The 19,510-nt window shown below is 63.5% G+C and carries 25 protein-coding genes; 13 read left to right on the forward strand and 12 right to left on the reverse strand.

All coding sequences use genetic code 11. The features are described 5' to 3' along the window. Positions 1 to 36: 36 nt before the first annotated feature. The 5 genes from ACT3UA_RS07125 to ACT3UA_RS07145 form a co-directional block, all read right to left on the reverse strand. Complete coding sequence (locus ACT3UA_RS07125) at positions 37 to 798, reverse strand: sulfate/molybdate ABC transporter ATP-binding protein (protein ID WP_096285426.1); 762 nt, start codon at positions 796 to 798, stop codon at positions 37 to 39. Next, the gene (locus ACT3UA_RS07130; RefSeq protein ID WP_096285428.1) at positions 795 to 1,607 is read right to left on the reverse strand and encodes an ABC transporter permease; all 813 of its coding nucleotides are present in this window, start codon (positions 1,605 to 1,607) and stop codon (positions 795 to 797) included. The genes ACT3UA_RS07125 and ACT3UA_RS07130 overlap by 4 nt, the downstream gene beginning before the upstream one ends. Continuing rightward, on the reverse strand, positions 1,604 to 2,419 hold the full coding sequence (modA, locus tag ACT3UA_RS07135) for a molybdate ABC transporter substrate-binding protein (protein WP_096285429.1): 816 nt from the start codon (positions 2,417 to 2,419) through the stop codon (positions 1,604 to 1,606). Before modA ends, ACT3UA_RS07130 begins: the two co-directional genes overlap by 4 nt. 696 nt (positions 2,420 to 3,115) lie before the next feature. Further along, positions 3,116 to 3,538, reverse strand: a complete 423-nt coding sequence (locus ACT3UA_RS07140) for a molybdenum cofactor biosynthesis protein MoaE (protein WP_096285430.1) — start codon at positions 3,536 to 3,538, stop codon at positions 3,116 to 3,118. Then, a complete protein-coding gene (locus ACT3UA_RS07145; RefSeq protein WP_096285431.1) occupies positions 3,535 to 4,749 on the reverse strand; it encodes a ThiF family adenylyltransferase in 1,215 nt (404 codons plus the stop codon). Before ACT3UA_RS07145 ends, ACT3UA_RS07140 begins: the two co-directional genes overlap by 4 nt. 60 nt (positions 4,750 to 4,809) lie before the next feature. On the opposite strand from ACT3UA_RS07145, the gene ACT3UA_RS07150 reads away from it, so the two are divergent. Genes ACT3UA_RS07150 through ACT3UA_RS07170 form a run of 5 tightly spaced genes read left to right on the forward strand, consistent with a single transcriptional unit; the run spans position 4,810 to position 7,562 of the window. Then, complete coding sequence (locus ACT3UA_RS07150; RefSeq protein ID WP_096285432.1) at positions 4,810 to 5,079, forward strand: MoaD/ThiS family protein; 270 nt, start codon at positions 4,810 to 4,812, stop codon at positions 5,077 to 5,079. A gap of 9 nt (positions 5,080 to 5,088) precedes the next feature. Beyond that, positions 5,089 to 6,351, forward strand: coding sequence for a molybdopterin molybdotransferase MoeA (locus ACT3UA_RS07155; protein WP_096285438.1), 1,263 nt, complete (start codon positions 5,089 to 5,091; stop codon positions 6,349 to 6,351). Next, positions 6,344 to 6,832, forward strand: a complete 489-nt coding sequence (gene moaC, locus ACT3UA_RS07160; RefSeq protein WP_096285440.1) for a cyclic pyranopterin monophosphate synthase MoaC — start codon at positions 6,344 to 6,346, stop codon at positions 6,830 to 6,832. The genes ACT3UA_RS07155 and moaC overlap by 8 nt, the downstream gene beginning before the upstream one ends. After that, on the forward strand, positions 6,816 to 7,322 hold the full coding sequence (locus ACT3UA_RS07165) for a molybdopterin-binding protein (RefSeq protein WP_343252120.1): 507 nt from the start codon (positions 6,816 to 6,818) through the stop codon (positions 7,320 to 7,322). The genes moaC and ACT3UA_RS07165 overlap by 17 nt, the downstream gene beginning before the upstream one ends. A gap of 30 nt (positions 7,323 to 7,352) precedes the next feature. Next, positions 7,353 to 7,562 carry a DUF1653 domain-containing protein gene (locus ACT3UA_RS07170; RefSeq protein WP_096285442.1) on the forward strand — a complete coding sequence of 70 codons (210 nt, stop codon included), beginning with the start codon at positions 7,353 to 7,355 and terminating at the stop codon, positions 7,560 to 7,562. A gap of 103 nt (positions 7,563 to 7,665) precedes the next feature. On the opposite strand, the gene ACT3UA_RS07175 is transcribed toward ACT3UA_RS07170, so the two are convergent. Next, a complete protein-coding gene (locus ACT3UA_RS07175) occupies positions 7,666 to 7,959 on the reverse strand; it encodes a DUF6966 domain-containing protein (protein ID WP_096285444.1) in 294 nt (97 codons plus the stop codon). Positions 7,960 to 8,051: 92 nt separating this feature from the next. Next, a complete protein-coding gene (locus ACT3UA_RS07180) occupies positions 8,052 to 8,720 on the reverse strand; it encodes an alpha/beta hydrolase (protein WP_096285446.1) in 669 nt (222 codons plus the stop codon). A gap of 215 nt (positions 8,721 to 8,935) precedes the next feature. Between ACT3UA_RS07180 and ACT3UA_RS07185 the strand changes: the two genes are divergently transcribed. Further along, complete coding sequence (locus ACT3UA_RS07185) at positions 8,936 to 9,328, forward strand: VOC family protein (RefSeq protein WP_096285448.1); 393 nt, start codon at positions 8,936 to 8,938, stop codon at positions 9,326 to 9,328. A gap of 4 nt (positions 9,329 to 9,332) precedes the next feature. Here the strand turns inward: ACT3UA_RS07185 and ACT3UA_RS07190 are convergent, their stop codons facing one another. The 5 genes from ACT3UA_RS07190 to ACT3UA_RS07210 all read right to left on the reverse strand — a co-directional run bounded on the left by ACT3UA_RS07190 (position 9,333) and on the right by ACT3UA_RS07210 (position 13,280). Next, entirely contained in the window at positions 9,333 to 10,115 is a 783-nt protein-coding gene (locus ACT3UA_RS07190; RefSeq protein ID WP_176484143.1) for an IclR family transcriptional regulator domain-containing protein, read from the reverse strand. A gap of 99 nt (positions 10,116 to 10,214) precedes the next feature. Continuing rightward, positions 10,215 to 10,871 (reverse strand): 3-oxoacid CoA-transferase subunit B, encoded by a 657-nt coding sequence (locus ACT3UA_RS07195; RefSeq protein ID WP_096285453.1) that lies wholly within the window; start codon positions 10,869 to 10,871, stop codon positions 10,215 to 10,217. Further along, a complete protein-coding gene (locus ACT3UA_RS07200; protein WP_096285455.1) occupies positions 10,871 to 11,542 on the reverse strand; it encodes a 3-oxoacid CoA-transferase subunit A in 672 nt (223 codons plus the stop codon). The genes ACT3UA_RS07195 and ACT3UA_RS07200 overlap by 1 nt, the downstream gene beginning before the upstream one ends. 41 nt (positions 11,543 to 11,583) lie before the next feature. Further along, entirely contained in the window at positions 11,584 to 12,795 is a 1,212-nt protein-coding gene (locus ACT3UA_RS07205; RefSeq protein ID WP_444615753.1) for a thiolase family protein, read from the reverse strand. Between the two features lie 269 nt (positions 12,796 to 13,064). Next, positions 13,065 to 13,280 (reverse strand): hypothetical protein, encoded by a 216-nt coding sequence (locus ACT3UA_RS07210; RefSeq protein WP_096285459.1) that lies wholly within the window; start codon positions 13,278 to 13,280, stop codon positions 13,065 to 13,067. A gap of 169 nt (positions 13,281 to 13,449) precedes the next feature. Between ACT3UA_RS07210 and ACT3UA_RS07215 the strand changes: the two genes are divergently transcribed. From ACT3UA_RS07215 to ACT3UA_RS07245, 7 genes are all read left to right on the forward strand, one after another. Continuing rightward, the gene (locus tag ACT3UA_RS07215; RefSeq protein WP_096285461.1) at positions 13,450 to 14,196 is read left to right on the forward strand and encodes an IclR family transcriptional regulator; all 747 of its coding nucleotides are present in this window, start codon (positions 13,450 to 13,452) and stop codon (positions 14,194 to 14,196) included. 14 nt (positions 14,197 to 14,210) lie between these two features. Further along, positions 14,211 to 14,348 carry a hypothetical protein gene (locus ACT3UA_RS07220; protein ID WP_444615756.1) on the forward strand — a complete coding sequence of 46 codons (138 nt, stop codon included), beginning with the start codon at positions 14,211 to 14,213 and terminating at the stop codon, positions 14,346 to 14,348. Between the two features lie 159 nt (positions 14,349 to 14,507). After that, the gene (locus ACT3UA_RS07225; RefSeq protein ID WP_096285463.1) at positions 14,508 to 15,704 is read left to right on the forward strand and encodes a 4-hydroxybenzoate 3-monooxygenase; all 1,197 of its coding nucleotides are present in this window, start codon (positions 14,508 to 14,510) and stop codon (positions 15,702 to 15,704) included. A 56-nt stretch (positions 15,705 to 15,760) separates the two neighbouring features. After that, positions 15,761 to 16,594, forward strand: a complete 834-nt coding sequence (gene pcaH, locus ACT3UA_RS07230) for a protocatechuate 3,4-dioxygenase subunit beta (RefSeq protein ID WP_096285464.1) — start codon at positions 15,761 to 15,763, stop codon at positions 16,592 to 16,594. Further along, on the forward strand, positions 16,595 to 17,173 hold the full coding sequence (gene pcaG / locus ACT3UA_RS07235) for a protocatechuate 3,4-dioxygenase subunit alpha (protein ID WP_096285465.1): 579 nt from the start codon (positions 16,595 to 16,597) through the stop codon (positions 17,171 to 17,173). It abuts the gene before it with no gap. Positions 17,174 to 17,316: 143 nt separating this feature from the next. Next, positions 17,317 to 18,723 (forward strand): lyase family protein, encoded by a 1,407-nt coding sequence (locus ACT3UA_RS07240; RefSeq protein ID WP_096285467.1) that lies wholly within the window; start codon positions 17,317 to 17,319, stop codon positions 18,721 to 18,723. Beyond that, positions 18,705 to 19,502, forward strand: coding sequence for an alpha/beta fold hydrolase (locus ACT3UA_RS07245; protein ID WP_176484144.1), 798 nt, complete (start codon positions 18,705 to 18,707; stop codon positions 19,500 to 19,502). The genes ACT3UA_RS07240 and ACT3UA_RS07245 overlap by 19 nt, the downstream gene beginning before the upstream one ends. Positions 19,503 to 19,510: the final 8 nt, after the last annotated feature.

Below are 19,510 nucleotides of genomic sequence, written 5' to 3' on the forward strand. Positions count from 1 at the left end.
GAAAGGTGCCGGACGAAGAAATCTTTGGCTTCATTGCTAAGAGGAACATCTCTTCTCCGGTTCGCTCTCGTAGCCCGCCGGAACGCTATTGGCCACGGCCCGCACAAACTCCGTACCCGGCTGCGCAAGCACTTGGCGCGTGTATCCCTGTTGAACGACAACGCCGCGTTCGATCACCAATAATCGCTCTGCCAGGGCCAGCGCATCCGCCCCCGAATGCGAGACGACAACCGCGGTGGTTCCGGTGCGCGATAGTTCTTCCCGGACCAGCTCGCGCATCTCCACCGCCGCTTGGACATCAAGTGCGGAGAAGGGTTCATCAACCAGCAACAGCTTCGGTCCCGCGGACAAGGCACGAGCCAGCGCGATGCGCTGCTGCTGCCCGCCGGAAAGCGCGGCGGGTCGTTGCGTCGCGAATGCCGTGAGCCCTAAGCGTTCAAGCCAGTCGTGCGCCACCTGTCGGGCGGCACGTTTGCTCAGGCCAGCCGCGCGGGCCGCGAAGGCGATATTTTCCGCGGCGTCAAAATGCGGGAAGAGCCTGGGCTGCTGCCCGAGCAGTCCGATCGCTCGGCGGTGTGGCGGCAGGTGCACTCCGGGACCGGAGAGCACCGTACCGTTCAGGGAAATCTGCCCGGCTGCAAGGTGCTGAATTCCAGCTATTGCATGCACAATCGTGGACTTGCCAGCTCCGTTGGGTCCCATTAATACGAGGGTCTTGCGGGGTTCAAGGTCCAGTTGCACGTCGATTTCGAAGTTTGGGCGCGCCACACGGATTTCAGCCAGAAGCCCGGTGGTCATTTCAACGCCCCTGGACGCCAGGCACGCAGGCAAACCAGGACCAGTACTGCGGCCGCGAGTAACAACAATGAAAGCGCAACGGCTGATTCTCGTCCGGCGCCTGCCCCGTTGAAAGCCGTATAGATTGCCAGTGGCATGGTCTGGGTGCGTCCTGGCGCATTGCCGGCAAAAAGCGCGGTAGCCCCAAACTCGCCCAGAGCCCTGGCGAAGCAGAGGATCATCCCGGCAAACAGCCCCGGTGCGGCCAAGGGCAGGCTGATTCGGGTCAGCACCATCCAGCGTCCGGCGCCAAGCGTGGCCGCGGTCTGCTCATAGGCCGCCCCGCTGGTACGCAGGGTCCCTTCGACGGTGAGCACCAGAAAAGGCAGTGCGACAAACATTTGCGCCATCACCACCGCGGCGGTGGAAAACGGGAGGGTGAACCCCCAGAACTGTTCCAGCAGCTGGCCAATGCCGCTAGTCCGGCCGAAGAGCAGCAGCAGCGCGACACCGCCGACCATAGGCGGGAGTACCAGGGGCACCGCCACCAATGCACGGAGAACCTGTGCAACGTGCGGGGAGCTACGGGCAATGAGCAGTGCCAGCGGCACTCCGAGCAGCGTGCACAGCACGGTAGCCAGCAGCGCGGTGCGCAGCGATAGGCCAAGCGCCTGCAAGGCCTGGGGGCTGGTCACATCCGCCCACAAGGTACCCCAGGAGGCTTGCGTCAACAAGGCAAACAGCGGAAGGACGAGCAAGGCCACAGCCAATACTGCGGGCAGCAGCACCAGGCTCGGCGCCCGGGTGCCGACATCTACTTGGGCGGTCATTTCTGCCCGGACTTCAACTGGGCGGAGGACATCGGGCTTCCGAAGCCATATTCGCGCATCACCTGTTGTCCATGCTCGCTCAGAACATAGTCCACGAACTCTTCGGCAGCCTCGCGCTTGGCCACTTCTTGTTTGTCCCCGCTTGCATTGGCGACTACCGAGATGGGATACGAGTTGACGACCTTCTGTGCCTCGGGAGGAATAATGCTTTCCGCGGTCGGCTCATTGGCCATTTCCGTGCGGTATACCAGTCCCGCGTCCGCTTCCCCGGTGGCAACCTTGACCAGTACGGTGCCTACATTCTGTTCCAGACTTGCGGCTTCGACCTGCACGCCGGCAAGATCTAGCAATTTTTTGGCCGCGGAACCACAGGGCACTTCGGGAGCGCAGAGCACCGTGGTGGCCTCTGCAAGGTCCGCCAGCTCACTGATGTTGCCCGGGTTCCCCTGGGGAAGGGCAATCACCAGCGTGTTGGTAGCGAAGATGCTCGGGGTGGCCACCAAGCCGGCCTCCTGCAACGCGTCCATGTTGCGTTCATCTGCCGAGGCAAAGACATCTGCGGGCGCTCCGGCGATGATCTGGGTGGCGAGCGTTGCGGAACCGTCATAGCTAATATCGGAGAGCAGAATATCTGGGTGCTGCTCCCGGAATTCCTGAGCCAATTGTTCGAAGGGCTCATGCAAAGAGGTTGCTGCCGAAATGTTGATTTGGGTCTGCGGCTGCGCGGCGTTTTCCATCCCGTCATTTGCTGCGCAAGAGCTCAGAGCCAGAATTAGGAATCCAGCTAACGCCAGCGTTGGGCGTAGTTGCATGCTCGGCTCCTTCAAAAACGGTACTTTGCCATGCTACCGCCGATGTCACGCGCGTCACGAGTTATTTCCGCGCCGACTTCACGATCCATCACAGCCGCTCGTCCGAGGATGCCGGCACGGTCTGCGGCCGCGTGGCGCTAAGCCGAGGTGCGGCCATCCCGCCGGCGGCGCCATCTGAGTTACAACCCCTCGAACGGCAGCTTCTGAGTGGCGAGCTGGCATATACGTTTTCAGGCTCTCGCACGATGGCGGCAGCCTCCGTATCGCCGGGCCTCGCCGACACCCGCGGCGGTGGCTGACCCGGACACGGAAATGTGCCGCAGCTAGAGATATCATGTGATTTGCTACTGCCGCGGGCGGTTTACCGGGATTGGCAAAATCAGGCGTTTTCGAAGCGCTCTGGATCTGGGACTAAGCGGAAATTGGTGACATGAAGAATTCCACGGTTTCACCCACAACTGCCTCGGTTCTCGCGGCGCTTTTCCTGATCGTGGGTGTTTGGCAGATGACAACCGGCACGGTTTGGCCAGGCGGTGCGATGCTGGCGCTTGCTGCCCTATGGGTTGCTGTCGCTGTGCGCCAAGCCAGAAAACCACCGGTCTAAGCGAATATCCCTCGTCGTTTGCGGCAGATCTAGCTTTGCTGTCACCTCAGCCGCGCCGAGATGACTGAAACCGGTGGCTAATGTCTCCGTGCTTAGAGTCCCACCCATTGACTGGTTCCCGCTTCGAAATGCTGACGCTTCCAGATCGGCACCTCGTGCTTGATGCGCTCAACCAGCGCTTCGATGGCGGCGAAGGCCTCGCCACGGTGCGCGGCAGCAGACGCCGCGACCAAGGCAGCGTCGCCAATTTTCAGTTCCCCCACGCGGTGCACCGCCGCCATACGCACCCCGGAGCGTTCCTGCTCTTCGGCCAGGATCTTGGCCAGGAACTCTTCGGCCTGCGGGTGGCTTGAGTAGTCCAGTCCCATGACCTTTTCGCCGCCGTCATGGTTGCGTACGATGCCATGGAACATCACCACCGCTCCGGCGTCCGGTCCGTCCACCGCCGCTCGAACCGCGGTCTCATCGATGGCCTCAGTGCTGATGCGGGCAAGTGAATTGTTCAACTCGGTCATGAGTTCTCCTTCAAGCTGTCTGTTGATGCCATCGCGGCATCCGTCGCGGTGAATTCCGGGGCAAGCGGGGCGAACTCGTGGATACCACCTGAAAGGTAGCGCACCGGCACCCCGCGCTTGGCTAATAGCTGTGCGGCACGGATGGACCGGGGGTCACGGGCGCAATAGACAATCAGCTCGCCGCTACCGGGCAGGAACAATGCCTGCTCCGCTTGGGAAGCCGCTTCAAGCTCATCCAACGGCACAAACTGGGATCCGGCGATGCGCAGCTGTTCGCGTTCTGCCAAGGTCCGCACATCAAGCAAGCGCGGGGCATCACCGGAACGCATCATTCCCGCGAGCTCGGAGGCCGAGATCGCCTCGGGCTGCGGTTCCGCGCCGGCGCAGAATAGTTCGTAGTCGATCAATTCGCTCACCGGATTTCCTTGCGGGTCACGGCCGTAGGCGATTTCCCTGGTGCGGCCGGCGAGCGCGTCATAGATCAGCACCCGGCCAATGAGCAGGTCGCCTAGTCCGGTGATCACCTTCAAGGTTTCGGTGGCCAGCAAGGAACCAACCGTTCCGCAGAGCCCCGGCAGCACCCCGCCGACGGCACAGTTCACCACGGTGCCCGGTTCCGGCGGACTCGGGAACAGATCCCGGTAGCCCGGGCCGTACTCATGCCAAGCCACGCTGACTTGCCCATGATGGGCGAGGATGGATCCCCAGATCAACGGAATCCCGCTGAGCTGAGCCGCATCATTAACCAGATAGCGGGTGGGGAAATTATCGCTCCCATCAACTACCAGGTCGTAGCCGGCAAAGATCTCCAAGGCGTTCTCGGCGGTCAACCGCAGGTTGTGTTCAACAACCGTAATGCTCGGGTCCAGCGCCCTGGCCGCCTGCGCCAAAGACGAGGTCTTGGCCACGCCGAGGTTCGCCGTGGTGTGCGCAACCTGCCGATGCAGATTCGAAAGTTCGACCACATCATCATCAACCAGCCCGATGGTCCCCACCCCGGCCCCGACCAGATACGGCACGCTCGCGCACCCGAGTCCACCGGCGCCGATGACCAAGACCCGCGCGTGGGCGAGCCTGCGCTGGGACTCAAAACCGAAGCCGGGCAGTGAGAGCTGCCGCTGGGCACGAGCGCGCTGTTCGTCGTTGAGTTCCGCGCCCACCTGCACCGCGGCAGGAGGCGTGGCACCACCCGGAGATACGCTTTGATTCATACTGGGATCCTACGCGTTTATCGACTTACCTGCCCGCTACGCACAAGATAGCATGGAGATATGACCTCGATCCTGATCCGTTACTTCGCCGCCGCCGCCCAGGCCGCCGGCACCGAAGAGGAGCATTGGCCAACCGTGACAACGCTCGCGGAATTACGCGCCGGACTCCAGGAAAAGTACGGCCAAGAGATGGCAAAAGTGCTCAACGCCGGAAGTTTCTTGGTCAACGGCACGGTCCGCCGCGATACCGGTGCGCTGCGCACCGCCGGGGATGAAACAGACGGCAAACCGCTGACCGTTGATGTGCTTCCACCCTTCGCCGGCGGGTAACCACCCTTCATGAGTTGCACTCTCGAATCCCACCGCGTCCATGTGCGCGATCTGCTGGCGCCAATGCTGCAGCGCCTTCGCGGCGAAGCGCCGGAACTCTTGAGCGTCGGCCACCCTGCGCTCGCCGGTCGGGTCACCGCCGCGCAAATGACCGCCACCCTGCCGATCCCCGCCTTTACCAATTCGCAGATGGACGGCTACGCCCTTCACTCGCAGCAGCTCGCCGCGGCCAGTAGGCAATCCCCGCTGACCTTCCCGCTTGGTTTCACCGCCGCGGCCGGCGACCCGCGATTGACCCTTGAACCCGGTACCGTCATCCCGGTGATGACCGGCGCTCCCATCCCCTCCGGGGCAGACACCGTGGTTCCCATCGAGGAGACGGTTTCTGCAGCTTTTCCTGCGCTGGTTCGGGTCGGTGCAGGCACGCCGAGCGGCACGGCCACCTTTACCGGGCCAAGCGGCGCGGGGCGTTTCATCCGCGAGGCCGGCGAACAACTGGCCGGCGGCGCGGTCGTGGCCGAAGCCGGCGAGCTGCTGACCCCCACCTTGATCGGCGCGCTGGCAGCCAGCGGCGTGCATCAAGTTCCGGTACAGGCACGACCACAGGTGCTGCTGTGCACCACCGGCGACGAGCTGGCCGCTCCCGGATCCGAGGTCGCGGCTGCGCGCATCCCGGATGCCAATAGCCCGATGCTCGCCGCCCTCTTGCGGAACTACGGTGCCGAGGTCTCGGTGGCGCGCTTGCCCGATGATCCGCAGGCTTTCTCCGAACATCTCTTGAAGCATGCCGCGCAGGCTGACTTGCTGCTCACCGTTGGCGGGATCAGTGCCGGGGCATTCGAGGTGGTTCGCCAGGTACTCGAACCCCTGGGCGGCGACTTCCATCATGTGGCGATGCAACCCGGCGGGCCCCAGGGACATGCGCGCTTGGAAAACCCAGATGGTTCGCGCACCCCGGTCCTCTGCTTCCCCGGCAACCCGGTCAGCGCGCTGCTTTCCGCCGAGCTCTTCCTCGCCCCGTTGCTGCGCGCTTTCGCAGCTCTTCCACAGCCGCAGGCAACGCGCGGAGTGCTTGCCCATGAGGTCAGCTCCCCCGGATCCAAACATCAGGTGCGCCGCGCGATGCTGGCAGATGGGCAGGTCACCGTGCTCGCTCCGGGCTCGCACCTGATCCATGATCTTGCCCGAGCCGATGCGCTAGTCCATCTACCGGTGGGGCTGACCCATTTGCCCGCCGGCGCAGAAATTGAAACCTGGAGCTTTAATGTCTGAGAACCAACGCCTCACCCACCTGCGCGCCGATGGCACGTCCCACATGGTTGATGTCAGCGATAAGACCGTCACTAAGCGGGTGGCCACCGCCGAGGCGCTGTTCGTTACCCGCCCCGATGTCATCGAGCAGCTGATGAGCGGCAACCTGCCCAAAGGCGAGGCGCTGGGCACCGCCCGCGTGGCCGGCATCATGGCGGCAAAGCGCACCTGGGAACTGGTGCCGCTATGCCACCCGTTGCCGATCTCCAAGGTCTCGGTGGACTTCGCGGCCGAGGCAGACACCGTGCGCATCACCGCACAGGTCACCACGAAGGGGGTCACCGGTGTGGAGATGGAAGCACTAACCGCTGCCAGCGTCGCGGCCCTGACCCTGTACGACATGACCAAGGCGGTAGACAAGCACGCCGAAGTCACCGGCATCAAGGTGCTGTCGAAGTCCGGCGGAAAGAGCGGGGACTGGACTCGTGACAATCAGCGGTAAGGCAGGCGGCGACCGAGCCGCGGTCATTGTTGCTTCCACCAGCTGCGCGGCCGGAACCGCCACGGACAAGACCGGCCCGGTCATTGCCCGGTGGCTCGTCGAACGCGGCTTTGCTGCCGCCCAGCCGCTGGTGGCCGCCGATGGACTACCGGTGCGCGTTGCCGTGGAAGAGCAGCTTGCCGCCGGAGCCCGCGTGGTGGTTGTCACCGGAGGAACCGGAGTTTCCCCGGATGATCAGTCACCGGAGATGGTCGCCCCGCTGCTGGATGTGCAGTTGCCCGGGATCATCGAGGCCATCCGCCGGCGCGGCGAAGCGATGACCCCGATGGCAATCATGACCCGTGGCGTCGCAGGGTTCGCCGGGAACAGCTTTGTGCTGACCCTGCCCGGATCCACCGGCGGCGTGGCCGATGGTCTGGCCGTGCTGGACCCGATCCTGGATCACCTCTTGGACCAGCGCAGCGGTGCTCGCGAACATGGTCCACGCTAATTTGCATCTTCTGGCAGGAAAGGCCACCCATTGAGCGTTGAAGCAGGCATTTACGAACATTTTAAGGGACAGCGCTATGAGGTGCTGGCCGTGGGCAGGCACAGTGAAACCGAGGAGCCGCTGGTGTTCTACCGCAAGCTCTATGATGACTACAGCTTTTGGGCCCGCCCGCAGGCAATGTTCGAGGAAGTGATAGAGCGCGAGGGCTATCGCGGGCCACGCTTCAACCGGATCGCCTAGCTTCTGCAGCCTCGTGCTTGAGTATCGTTCACCGTCGAATAAAAAATCTGCGGGCCAGCCGGTCGATTTGCCGGGTTCTTCCGGCGGGCCCAACGAGCCGCGATTAGTCCCGCAGCAACCACGAGCGGGCTGCGCTTAGCGCATGGCGCAGTCCGTCCACGGCCTCAGCCATGACCGCGGTACCCACGTCTTGGAAAGAACCCATTCCTCCCCGGTAGAGCTCCAAGGCCTGTCTGGACGCCTCGCGCAATTGTGCACGGGATTCAACGTTTTCAAAGAGCCCGTCGAGCCAGTGCGCCGCGTGGGCACGCTGCGGATCCCGATCGTGTGCCGCGGCGCGATGCAACTTCGCGATTGCCGCGCGGATTTCAATCAACGTTCGTTCTACCCTGGCCATGAACCAAGATTACCCTTGACCACCAGTGCTACCGCTCCAGCGACTGACCCTGGGCGCCTCTGCTCGGTTCACCGAAACCGGAGATCCCGATCTCACAAGGTGCCCGCGGGCTCAGTCTTTGCCGACCGGCAAGGCGGCCAGCTGCTCGGTGACGTGGCTGCGCACGTCGTCCAGTTCATCGAGGTTGATCCCGTGGGCCAGCCCCGGGTAGGTGCCTCGGTCAGCGACGAGTGCTGGGGCAGGAAGCCGGTGGTGCGTGCGATCGCCACTGGGGCGATCACCCGGTCCTCGGTGCCGCGGCCCCAGAACACCGCCGGACGCTGAGCGGCGAGCCGGGCATCGGCCGGCTGCTCGCCGCCGAGCACAAATCCGCCGAGGATCGTGGTGGCTAGTACGCGCTCCGGACGGGTGCGCAGCAGCTGGCTGGCCATCAGCCCGCCCTGCGAGAAGCCGATGGGGATGATCTTCGTGCCGGCATCGAGGTTTTCATCGATCCAGGCCCAGATGGCCGCGGTGGCCGCCTCGACGGGTGCCGCGTCGGGCACTCCCGGGGTGGTGATCTGGAACCAGGCGGCGCCGCCGTTGCCGAGTTCCAGCGGGGCGCGAAGCGATGCCCAGGGCAGTTTGAATCCGAGCGGCTCCGCCAGCGAGCTCAGATCGTTTTCGTTGGAGCCGAAGCCGTGCAAAAACAGGATTACCGCGCCGGATTCGGCGGCGCGGTTCCAATCTGCCGAACGGATGTCGCTCAGTATCTGGGTCATGGCGGGTCAACTCCTTGTGATTTGCTTCCGGGCCGGGCCCGGCGATGGCTGGGTTTCCGTTGCCGCCTTGGAGCGGCGAAGGACTCCGCTACGACAATTTTACAGGATTTAGTTGAAGTTACAACAAATTCTTTGAGAACCTTAATTTTCCCCGCCGGAGGTCTCCCCCTCCGCGGAGCTAGGTTGCACAACGGCCGCCGGATAGATTGGTTCCCATGGAAATCCTTTCAAGCCGAGTGCTGCTGCGGCCCGTGAACCTGGCCGAAACCCAGAGCTTCTACCGCGACGTGCTGCAGTTGGCGGTGTCCCGCGAGTTCGGGCCGCCCGAGCACCGCGGCGTGGTGTTTTTCCTCGGCAACGGACTGCTGGAGGTCTCCGGACAACGCGCCCCCGAGGCTACCTCGTCCCTGGTGCTGTGGATCCAGGTCCGCGATGTGGGGGCCCAGCTGGAGCTGCTGGCTGGCCAGGGAGTGCCCATCCTCCGCGAAGCGCTCACGGAGCCATGGGGTCTCATCGAAGGATGGATCCAGGATCCCGACGGGACCCGCATCGTGCTGGTACAGGTTCCCGAGCGCCATCCAATCCGGCGCGATGCGCGTGAGCTGTAGCTGTTCAGCGGCTCGCGGCCAGGGCTTCGCGCACCTGCTCGGCGGCCTTCAGCAATTCGGGCAGAACGGCTTCCGCCGCCTGCTCGGCGCTTAATGCCGAATTCGGGTGCACGCTCATCGACACATTCATCGCGGCCGCCACGCTTGTCTCCGAATTGAAAACCGGGACCGCCACCGAGCGCAACCCGATTTCCAGCTCCTGGTCCACCACGGCGAACCCCTGTGCGCGGATCCGCTCCAGCTCCACGCGCAGCTGATCCGCGCTGTCGATGCCCAGCCCTGTGGTCGCATGCACCCCGGCAGCCAGCACGGATTCGCGCACCGCTTCGGGCTGGTAGGCCAGGAGCACCCGGCCCATCGAGGTATTCACTGCGGGGAAGCGGGTGCCCACCGAGATGCCGACCCGCATGATCGAGCGGGTATGTACGCGGGCGATATAGACAATTTCGGTTCCGTCCAGCACCGAGGCCGAGGCCGACTCATGGACCGTCGCCGAGAGCTCTTCCAGTACCGGCTCGATCAGCTGCGGCAACGTGGCGCTGGACAAATAGGAGTAGCCCAGCTGCAAAACCTTGGAGGTCAACTCGAAATGCTTGCCATCAGAACGGACATAACCCAGATCTTGCAGGGTCAGCAGAAAACGGCGTGCGGTGGCGCGTGATAGCGAGGTGCGCACCGCGACCTCGGAGAGCGTCATCGACGGATGCTCAGCGTCGAAGCTGCTGATCACCTGAAGGCCCCGCGCCAGGGACTGGACCGACGTACTACTTGCTGCCTGCTCGCTCACCGTGCTCCTTGCGCGCGCCTCACCGTGCGGCGCGCAGGTTATGAAAATTGGGGGTGCCCCGAAAAAAACTCGGAAGCACCCCCACTAATCTACTGTGTTTTAGGCTTTGGTCAGTTCTACCGGCACCTTGGACTGCAGATCATCGAAGCTGATTCCGTGCGAGGAACGTACGAAGACCTTCCCGTCGCGCAATTCAAAAATTGCCACTTCGGTGTAGATCCGCGAGACGCATCCTAGACCGGTCACCGGGTAGCTCAGTGCTTCGACAAGCTTTGATTCACCCGTCTTGGTGAACAGGCTCATCATCACCCAGGTCTGCTTCGCACCGATAGCCAGATCCATGGCGCCACCGACGGCAGGGATCGCGCCCTCGGCACCGGTGTGCCAGTTGGCCAGATCGCCGGATTCGGAAACTTGGAAGGCTCCAAGTACGCAGACATCCAAGTGTCCGCCGCGCATCATGGAGAAGGAATCTGCGTGATGGAAGAAAGAAGCTCCAGGAAGTTCGGTCACCGGGATCTTGCCCGCATTGATCAGATCATCATCGATATCATCCCCGGTAGCTACCGGACCCATACCCAGCATGCCGTTTTCGGTGTGCAGGGTCACGCCCTGCTCACTGGTCAGGAAGTTGGACACGTTGGTCGGCTGGCCGATGCCGAGGTTCACAAAGGCGCCGGACGGAATATCTGCGGCAACCTTCTGAGCCATTTCGTCGCGGCTGAGTTTTTCTTGCGTGCTGGAGTAGTTGCTCATTATTTGTTCCCTCCAAGTGCCACAACGGTATCCACATAGATGCCCGGCGTGATGACGTTCTCCGGATCCAAGTCGCCAGCTTGGACAACCTCGTCCACCTGCACAATGGCCTGCTTGGCCGCGGTGGCCATGATTGGGCCGAAGTTCCGCGCGGTCTTGCGGTACACCAGGTTGCCTTGCGTATCGGCCTTCAGCGCCTTGATCAGCGCGAAGTCCGCATTGATCGGGGGTTCCAGGACATAGCCCTTGCCCTCGATGACCCGGGTTTCCTTGCCTTCGGCCAGCAGCGTGCCGTAACCGGTCGGAGTGAAGAAACCACCGATGCCGGCGCCTGCGGCGCGGATACGCTCGGCCAGGTTGCCTTGCGGAACCAGTTCGAGCTCGATCTCGCCGGCCCGGTAAGCCTCATCAAAGTGCCACGAATCCGACTGGCGCGGGAAGGAACAGATGATCTTCTTGACCCGGCGCTCCTTGATCAACAACGCGAGGCCCGCGTCAGCCTGCCCGGCGTTGTTGTTCACGACGGTCAAGTCCTTGGCGCCGCACTCCATGAGTGCATCGATCAGTTCCATCGGCTGGCCGGCGTTGCCGAAGCCGCCGATCAGGACAGTGGAGCCGTCCTTGATTTCGGCGACGGCGTCCGCCGCCGAGCTGGCTATACGTGGTGCCATAATTCTGCCTTTCTAGAGATTCGTGGACCGAAGCAGTTGGACTACTTGGTAGCGTTTTCGTTCTCGATGACTACTGCCAGGCCCTGGCCGACACCGATGCAGATCGCTGCCACGCCATAGCGTTCACCAGTTTCCTGCAGGCGACGTGCCACGGTGCCCAGAATGCGCAGACCCGAGGCGCCCAATGGGTGGCCAATGGAGATTGCGCCGCCCCAGGCGTTGACGATGGTTGGGTCGATATCCCAGGCGCGGATGCAGGCAAGCGACTGCGCCGCGAACGCTTCATTCAGCTCCACGGCGGCGATATCCGACCACTTCAGCCCGGCCTTGGCCAGGGCCTTGTTCGCGGCCTCCACCGGCGCGAAGCCGAAGAACTGCGGATCCAGCGCGGAAGCTCCGTTGGAAACGATGCGGGCCAGCGGGGCGGCGCCCAGCAGCTCGCCGCCGCGCGCCGAGCCGATGAAGGCCGCCGAGGCGCCATCGCTCATCGGCGAGGCGTTGCCTGCGGTGACCGTGGCGTTCTCGCCGGTGCGGAAGACGGTGCGCAGCTTGGCCAGGGTCTCGGCGGTGGAATCCGCGCGAATGGTCTCATCACGGGTGAACTCGGTCCCGCGCTTGTTCGCCGGCGGCACCGAAACGACCAGATTATCGTACTTGCCAGCGTCCCAGGCCGCTGCCGCTTGCTGGTGCGAGAGGGCGGAGAATTCATCCTGGTCCTCGCGGGTGATGCTGTGCTTTTCGCGCAGCTGCTCGGTGGCTTCACCCAGCGAGACGGTCCATTGCCCCGGCATGGCCGGATTGACCAGGCGCCAGCCCAAGGTGGTGTTCGCCAGCTCGAGATTGCTCATCGGGAAGGGACGCTCGGTCTTTGGAAGTACCCAAGGCGCACGGCTCATCGACTCGACGCCGCCGAGCAGCACGAGGTCAGCATCGCCGGTGGCGATCTGGCGGGACGCGGCGATCGAGGCATCCAGGGAGGAGCCGCACAGGCGGTTCATCGTGGTGCCGGGCAGCGAGGTGGGCAGACCGGCAAGCAGGGTGGCCATGCGCGCCACGTTGCGGTTTTCTTCGCCGGCGCCGTTGGCGTTGCCGAAGATCGTCTCGTCGATGGAGTTGGTATCAAGCTTTGGGGCACGGGCCACCAATTCGCGCACCACGTGCGCCGCGAGATCGTCCGGGCGGTGGGAGGAAAGGGCTCCGTCGATCTTGCCGAACGGGGTACGGATTGCGTCGTAAAGGTATGCCTGCTGCATGTATCCACTGCTCCATCGCTGCGCTTTGTTCACACTGTGAACTTCTGTTCGTAGTATGAACTTTAGCAGTTGCCGAAGTCCCATTCAAGAGTCATTTCAATAGACATCCGGCCCGGCGCCGGCAGAAAATCGGGCCGAGGGGGCCGCAAATCTCGGTCCCACTAGTGGAGCAGAGCCCCCGTTTGCATAGCTGCTTGCACTAGCGTCGAGCATACCGACCCAGGCCCGCGTAGCCTTTACTGGGCGCTGAACTCCACTCCGATCGAGTGCTAGCCGGCCGACTTATCAATTTCAGCATGAGGCACGGCGATATTGCCGACCGATCCCGCAAACTCGCCATGCTCGTCGTAGGCCATAGCCACCCGGCGCTCCGCGAAATGCTCGCAGGATACGGCCTGGTATTCGCCGCCGCGCTTGGGATCTCTGTCCCCGATACGGTAGCGCCCCAACGGGAACGATGGCTGAATAGTGAACATTTTGTTCATTCGGCATTCATTGCGGCATGCCGCCAACAGCTGGCACGCATTTCACGCCGAGCAAGATCTCGCTGACCCTGCGCAGGCTTCGGAGATTGCCGGCAGCGCCGGGCCATGACCTAGCGGACTGTCGGGTCATCGCGAAGCACCGCGCGGACCGCTGGTTTAGAGTAGATCCATGGCCAATTCGCCCAGCGGGGATTCAATGTTGGACCGTTTGGTGCGGATCCTCGATTCCTTTGACGCGCAAAATCCGACGCTGACCGTCAACGCGCTGGCCCGCCGGGCGGATGTGCCCCGGGCAACCACCTACCGGTTGCTGGAAAATATGGTCACCCATGGCCTGCTGGCCCGCGACCCTGACGGCCAAGTGCGCCTGGGGCTGCGGCTCTGGGAGCTGGCTAACCGCAGCGCTTCCACGCTGACCCTGCGCCAAGCGGCCCTGCCCTTCATGGAGGACATCAACCAGCTGGTGGGACAGAATACCCAGCTGGCGGTACTGCACGAGGATGACGTTCTGGTGATCGAGCGGCTCTCCCGACCCGGCTCCGTGGTCAACCAGGCCAATGTGGCCGGGCGGATGCCGGTGCATCTGACCTCCATGGGCATGGCGTTACTGGCCTACTCCCCCGCAGATGTGCTGGAGAGCTATCTGGAACGCCACTCAGAGGCCATGCTGTCCCGGCACCCGAAGCTGCGCCACGAGCTGGCGGAGATCCGGCGCAATGGGTTCGCAACCTTCGACGGGTTCATCGACCCCGAGTCCACCGGCGCCGCCGCACCGATCCTCGATGCCCGTGGCCACGCACTGGCCGTGCTCTCCGTGGTGGTTCCGAGGGGCTCCGATCTGCTGCCCTCGGCCGTCATGGCGCTGCGGACCGCGGCACGCGGCATTTCCCGCGCCTTGGGGCCGGGGACAGAATAATTCACGGACCACGGATGGTGAATACAAGTGCCACCTACCCGGGATTCTTCGACCCCGCCCTAGGCTATCTCGGCGATGCGCGCCGTTGCCGGCCCAACCGTCTTGCCGAGGCGCAAAGCCGTTCGTGGCAATCTCGAAATGAGCCGGCGTAACCAAAGACCAAGTTTTCTCGTTCAATGAGACGACTGATGCTTGGCCGGAAGATTCCACCGCATCCTTGAGGAAGTTCCACCTCCTCGACCACGCACAGGGATTCCGGCAGCGCCGCCGAAATTCGATGCCGATGGTCCCGCACAGATAGGCAGGTTCCCATGGTTCAGAGTCGTAGGATCATCAAGACCAAGGTCGGCATTATCGGCGGCGGCCCCGCAGGCCTGATGCTTTCGCACCTGCTTTCCAAGTCGGGCATCGACAACCTCGTCGTGGAAATGCGCGACCACGAGACCATCCGCAACACCCACCGCGCCGGCATCCTCGAAGCCCAAGCGGTCAAGATGCTCACCGAGTCCGGCGTGGATGGACGCGTGCTCACCCACGGCGACGAGCACGCCGGCATCGACCTGCGCTTCAACGGCGAATCCCACCCGCTGGACTTCCGCGACCTGGTCGATGCCACCGTCACCCTGTATGCGCAGAACGAGGTCTTTGTTGACCTCGCTGCGGCCCGCCAGCGCGACGCCGGAGACGTGCGGTACTCCTGCGAAGTCACCGAGATCCTGGATGTGGAGACCTCCACCCCGAAGTTCCGCTTCACCGATGCGCAGGGCAGCCTCTTCGAGGTGCATGCGGAGGTGATCGTCGGGGCCGACGGCTCACGCTCCTTCGCCCGGCGCCAGATGCCGGAAACTGTGCGCAAGGACTTCAAGGTCGAATACCCCTTCGCCTGGTTCGGCATCCTCACCGAGGCCCCCAAGAGCGCACCGGAGCTCATCTATGCCAACTCCCCGCATGGCTTCGCGCTGATCTCCCAACGGTCCGAGACCGTCCAGCGCATGTACTTCCAGTGCGATCCCAACGAGGACGTCAACACCTGGAGCGATGACCGGATCTGGTCCGAGCTGCAGCGCCGCGTCGATGGGCCGGACGGGTTCACTCTTAAGACCGGGAACATCTTCGACAAAACCGTGCTGAAGTTCCGCTCCTTCGTGCGCGAACCGCTCTCCCACGGCCGCATGTTCTTGATCGGCGACGCAGGACATACCGTGCCGCCCACCGGGGCCAAGGGCTTGAACCTCGCCTTTGCCGATGTGAAGGTCCTCTTCGAAGCGCTGGATTCCTACTTCTCCACCGGCAGCGACAAGTTGCTGGGCGGCTATTCGGAGCTGGCGCTCAAACGCGTCTGGAAGGCGCAGAACTTCTCCTACTGGATGACCTCCATGCTGCACACCCCGGTTGGCGGCGACCCGTTCATGGCCCGGCGCGCCTTGGGCGAGCTGGAAACCGTCACCTCCTCGCGCTACGGACAGCAATACCTGGCCGAGTCCTATACCGGCTGGCCCCACGCCTAGCCTGCACCCCGCTTTTTCTCCACCACACCATTACGCCCCATCGAAAGGAGCACGCAGTGAGCACAGAAACCACAGCGAACGAGACGTTCAACGATTCGCACGTGCTGGACCCCGCAGCCACGACACTCTCGCAGGAAGCCATCAGCCAGGAAATCACCGACATCCATGCGGCCTACCGCCAGTCGGTGGTCGAGGGCAAGAAGGCCGAGACGCAGCCGCGCATCGACTTCGCCCCCTACCGCTCCTCGCTGCTGCGCCACCCCACGAAGAACCTGCACCACGTGGATCCCGAGACCATCGAGCTGTACTCCCCTGCCTTCGGCGAGCGCGACGTGCACGCCCTGGAATCGGATCTGACCATCCAGCACAACGGCGAGCCTATCGGCGAGCGCATCGTGGTGGCCGGCCGCGTGCTCGACGGCGACGGCCGCCCGGTCGCGGGCCAGCTGGTGGAGATCTGGCAGGCCAACGCCGCCGGACGCTACATCCACAAGCGCGACCAGCACCCTGCCCCGATCGACCCGAACTTCACCGGCGTGGGCCGGGCGATCACCGGACCCAATGGCGAATACTCCTTCACCACCATCAAGCCGGCACCGTACCCGTGGAAGAACCACCACAATGCCTGGCGCCCGGCGCACATCCACTTCTCGCTCTTCGGCACCGACTTCACCCAGCGCATGATCACGCAGATGTACTTCCCGGGCGATCCGCTCTTCAGCCTGGACCCGATCTACCAGGCCATCACGGACAAGGACGCCCGCGACCGCCTGGTCGCCAGCTACGACCACTCGATCACCAGCCACGAATGGGCCACCGGATACAACTGGGACATCGTGCTCACCGGGTCCAACCGGACCTGGATGGAAGACGAAGAGGGAGATCACTAAATGTCTCAAGCACCAGAACTCAAGCTAGCCCCCACCCCGGGACAGACCATCGGCCCGTTCTACGGCTACGCGCTTCAATACGAAAACGACAACGAGCTGGTCAACCAGGCCAACCCGAATTCCGTCCGCTTGCACGGGGTCATCACCGACGGCAAGGGCGAGGTCATCCCGGACGCACTGCTGGAAATCTGGCAGGCCGATGAGCACGGAAACGTGGTCTCCAAGGACGGCTCGCTGGTTCGCGACGGCTACACTTTCACCGGCTGGGGCCGCACCGCGGTGGACAACGTCGGACACTACACCTTCACCACGCTGAACCCGGGCGCCACCGAGGCCGGCAAGGCGCCGTTCATCGTGCTCACGGTTTTCGCCCGCGGCCTGCTGAACCGGTTGTTCACCCGCATCTACCTGCCCGAGGACACCGCGGCGCTGGCCAGCGATCCGCTGCTCGCCGCGCTGGATGACGAACAGCGCCAGACGCTGATCGCAACCCGCGAAGAAGATGGTTCGTTACGTTTTGATATTCGCCTGCAAGGAGATCTGGAAACGGTGTTCCTCTCCTACCCGCGCGAAAACTAAGGCTTAGCCGACACCCCGCTGGTTCGCCCCGGCGCCCGAAGTGTTACGGGCGCCGGGGCACCCCGCGGGGTTTTGCCCGTTGCAGGGCACTAGAGTTCTAGAGCAGGGGCAGGCGCCCTTGCAGAGAAGAAGCGAGGAAACGAATGGACGGCGCAGATTACGGCGTGCTCTCCCCCGCATGGGCCGGGACCGCAGTGGCGGCACTGGCCAGCGATGCCGCTTTCGTCCAGGCCATGCTGGATGTTGAGGCCGGTTGGGTGCAAGTCCAGGCTGAAGCAGGCCTGTGCACCGGCCAAGACGCGCAGGCCGTTCGGGCGGTATCCAAGGTAGAGCGCTACGATCTGGCCTTGCTGGCTTCCAAAACTCCTGATGGAGCCAATGCCTTGATCCCGCTCTTGGGCATGATGCGCGAGTTGCTCCACGCCGATGGTGCGCCAAAATCTGCAAGTGCCTCATTGCACCGCGGGGCCACCAGCCAAGACATCATCGACACCGCCTTGATGCTGGTTCTGTCCAAGACTGCCGGCCAGACGTTGGCAGATTTGCGCCGTGCCGCGCAGGGACTGGCTCACCTGGCGCAGGCCAATCGCGGGACTATCTGCATTGCCCGCTCGCTGACCCAGCACGCGCTGCCAACCACCTTCGGCTGGAAGGCGGCCAGCTGGTTGTCGGCAGTGCTCAGCGCCGAGCAGCAGCTGGAATCCGCATCGAAGCAGCTGTCCCTGCAGTGGGGCGGCGCAGTGGGAACCCTCGCTTCCCTCGAGCAGTTCCTGTCGAGCCGAACCGGGGCACCAGCGACCAGCCAGCAACTGGGCACGGATTTGGCGCGCTTGATGGGCTTGTCTGATCCGGGCACCCCGTGGCACACCAACCGGATGCCCATTGTGCAGATCGGTTCAGCACTGGCCGCAACCATTGCCGCGCTGGGGACCTTCGGCGCAGATGTGCTTACCGCCTCCCGGCCGGAAATCGGCGAGCTGTCCGAACCACGCGAAGCCGGCAAGGGCGGGTCCTCGGCCATGCCGCAAAAGCAGAATCCGGTACGTTCGATACTGCTGCGCAATGCTGCGTTCAGCTCCCCCGGTTTGCTCTCCACGCTGTTCACCGCTGCCGGCACCGCCGTAGATGAACGTCCGGATGGCGGCTGGCACTCCGAATGGAACGCACTGCGCGAACTGGCCCGGTTGGCTTCGGGCGCAGCGTTCCATGGGTCTTCCCTCGCCAACGGGCTCATCGTAAATCTTCCAGCCATCGAGCGGAACCTCGCCCTGGGCGGGGATGCGGTGCTCTCCGAACGCCTCGCTACCGTTCTGGCTCCGTTGGTCTCCGGCGGCAAGCCCGCCATCCAGGCGCTGGTGCGCCGCAGCCTGGAGGATGATATTTCCCTGCGCGAGCTATTGCGCTTGGAAATACCAATGCATGATCTGAGCGACCAAGACCTCTTCGAATTACTAGATCCCGCCGGCTACCTCGGTGCCGCGGATCGTTTCACCGAAACCGTACTCGCCGAATACTCGGCACGGAAGGAACTATGGCAGTCCCACAATTAACCCCCTCCCTGTTGCACACCAACAAGGAACTTCCCACCCTCATCGTTGGCCCGTCGCTGGGCACCGCCGTCCTGCCGCTGTGGGCCCCGGCATTGCCTTACCTCAAGGAAAAGTTCCAGGTCATCGCCTGGGACCTTCCGGGGCATGGCGAAAGCAAGCCATCCACCGAAGCATTCTCCCTGTCTGAGCTGGCCACCGGTGTCACCAAGGTAGTCGAAGCACTGCGTGCCGATGGCATTATCGCCGAAGGCAGCAAGCTGTACTACGCCGGTGTGTCACTCGGCGGCGCCACCGCGCTGCAACTGGCCGTGGACTACCCGGGTTACTTCAACGCACTGTCTTCCATCTGCTCCGCAGCGAAGATCGGCACCCCCGAGGGCTGGACCGAACGTGCCGAACTGGTGGCCAAAGCCGGAACCCCGACCATGGTCGCCGGGTCCGCCGAACGCTGGTTCGCACCCGGATTCATCGAGAAGGAGCCGGTGATCTCCACCGACCTGCTGCACAGCCTGCAGGACGCGGACCGCTTTGCCTACGCACACGCCTGCGGCGCGCTGGCCGGTTTCGACGTGCGCGAACAGCTGATCGCAACCACCGATCCGATCATCGCCGTCAACGGCGCACAGGACCAGGTCTGCCCTCCAGCGGACGCTCAGTTCATCGCCGAAAATGCACCCCACGGAACCATGGCGGTCATCGATTCCGCAGGTCACATGGCCCCGGCCGAAGCACCCGAAGAGACCGCAGCCTTGCTGGCTGAGTTCTTCTTGGCCAATTAATTAAGAGA

It is taken from the genome of Glutamicibacter sp. 363, from assembly GCF_052379505.1.
In the GTDB taxonomy this organism is placed as follows: Bacteria; Actinomycetota; Actinomycetes; order Actinomycetales; family Micrococcaceae; genus Glutamicibacter.

Coding starts and splice junctions, on each gene's coding strand:
- ACT3UA_RS07125 (WP_096285426.1), bottom strand. CDS start 798: ATGACCACCGGGCTTCTGGCTGAAATCCGTGTGGCGCGCCCAAACTTC.
- ACT3UA_RS07130 (WP_096285428.1), bottom strand. CDS start 1,607: ATGACCGCCCAAGTAGATGTCGGCACCCGGGCGCCGAGCCTGGTGCTG.
- modA (WP_096285429.1), bottom strand. CDS start 2,419: ATGCAACTACGCCCAACGCTGGCGTTAGCTGGATTCCTAATTCTGGCT.
- ACT3UA_RS07140 (WP_096285430.1), bottom strand. CDS start 3,538: ATGACCGAGTTGAACAATTCACTTGCCCGCATCAGCACTGAGGCCATC.
- ACT3UA_RS07145 (WP_096285431.1), bottom strand. CDS start 4,749: ATGAATCAAAGCGTATCTCCGGGTGGTGCCACGCCTCCTGCCGCGGTG.
- ACT3UA_RS07150 (WP_096285432.1), top strand. CDS start 4,810: ATGACCTCGATCCTGATCCGTTACTTCGCCGCCGCCGCCCAGGCCGCC.
- ACT3UA_RS07155 (WP_096285438.1), top strand. CDS start 5,089: ATGAGTTGCACTCTCGAATCCCACCGCGTCCATGTGCGCGATCTGCTG.
- moaC (WP_096285440.1), top strand. CDS start 6,344: ATGTCTGAGAACCAACGCCTCACCCACCTGCGCGCCGATGGCACGTCC.
- ACT3UA_RS07175 (WP_096285444.1), bottom strand. CDS start 7,959: ATGGCCAGGGTAGAACGAACGTTGATTGAAATCCGCGCGGCAATCGCG.
- ACT3UA_RS07180 (WP_096285446.1), bottom strand. CDS start 8,720: ATGACCCAGATACTGAGCGACATCCGTTCGGCAGATTGGAACCGCGCC.
- ACT3UA_RS07185 (WP_096285448.1), top strand. CDS start 8,936: ATGGAAATCCTTTCAAGCCGAGTGCTGCTGCGGCCCGTGAACCTGGCC.
- ACT3UA_RS07195 (WP_096285453.1), bottom strand. CDS start 10,871: ATGAGCAACTACTCCAGCACGCAAGAAAAACTCAGCCGCGACGAAATG.
- ACT3UA_RS07200 (WP_096285455.1), bottom strand. CDS start 11,542: ATGGCACCACGTATAGCCAGCTCGGCGGCGGACGCCGTCGCCGAAATC.
- ACT3UA_RS07205 (WP_444615753.1), bottom strand. CDS start 12,795: ATGCAGCAGGCATACCTTTACGACGCAATCCGTACCCCGTTCGGCAAG.
- ACT3UA_RS07210 (WP_096285459.1), bottom strand. CDS start 13,280: ATGAACAAAATGTTCACTATTCAGCCATCGTTCCCGTTGGGGCGCTAC.
- ACT3UA_RS07215 (WP_096285461.1), top strand. CDS start 13,450: ATGGCCAATTCGCCCAGCGGGGATTCAATGTTGGACCGTTTGGTGCGG.
- ACT3UA_RS07220 (WP_444615756.1), top strand. CDS start 14,211: ATGGTGAATACAAGTGCCACCTACCCGGGATTCTTCGACCCCGCCCTA.
- ACT3UA_RS07225 (WP_096285463.1), top strand. CDS start 14,508: ATGGTTCAGAGTCGTAGGATCATCAAGACCAAGGTCGGCATTATCGGC.
- pcaG (WP_096285465.1), top strand. CDS start 16,595: ATGTCTCAAGCACCAGAACTCAAGCTAGCCCCCACCCCGGGACAGACC.
- ACT3UA_RS07240 (WP_096285467.1), top strand. CDS start 17,317: ATGGACGGCGCAGATTACGGCGTGCTCTCCCCCGCATGGGCCGGGACC.
- ACT3UA_RS07245 (WP_176484144.1), top strand. CDS start 18,705: ATGGCAGTCCCACAATTAACCCCCTCCCTGTTGCACACCAACAAGGAA.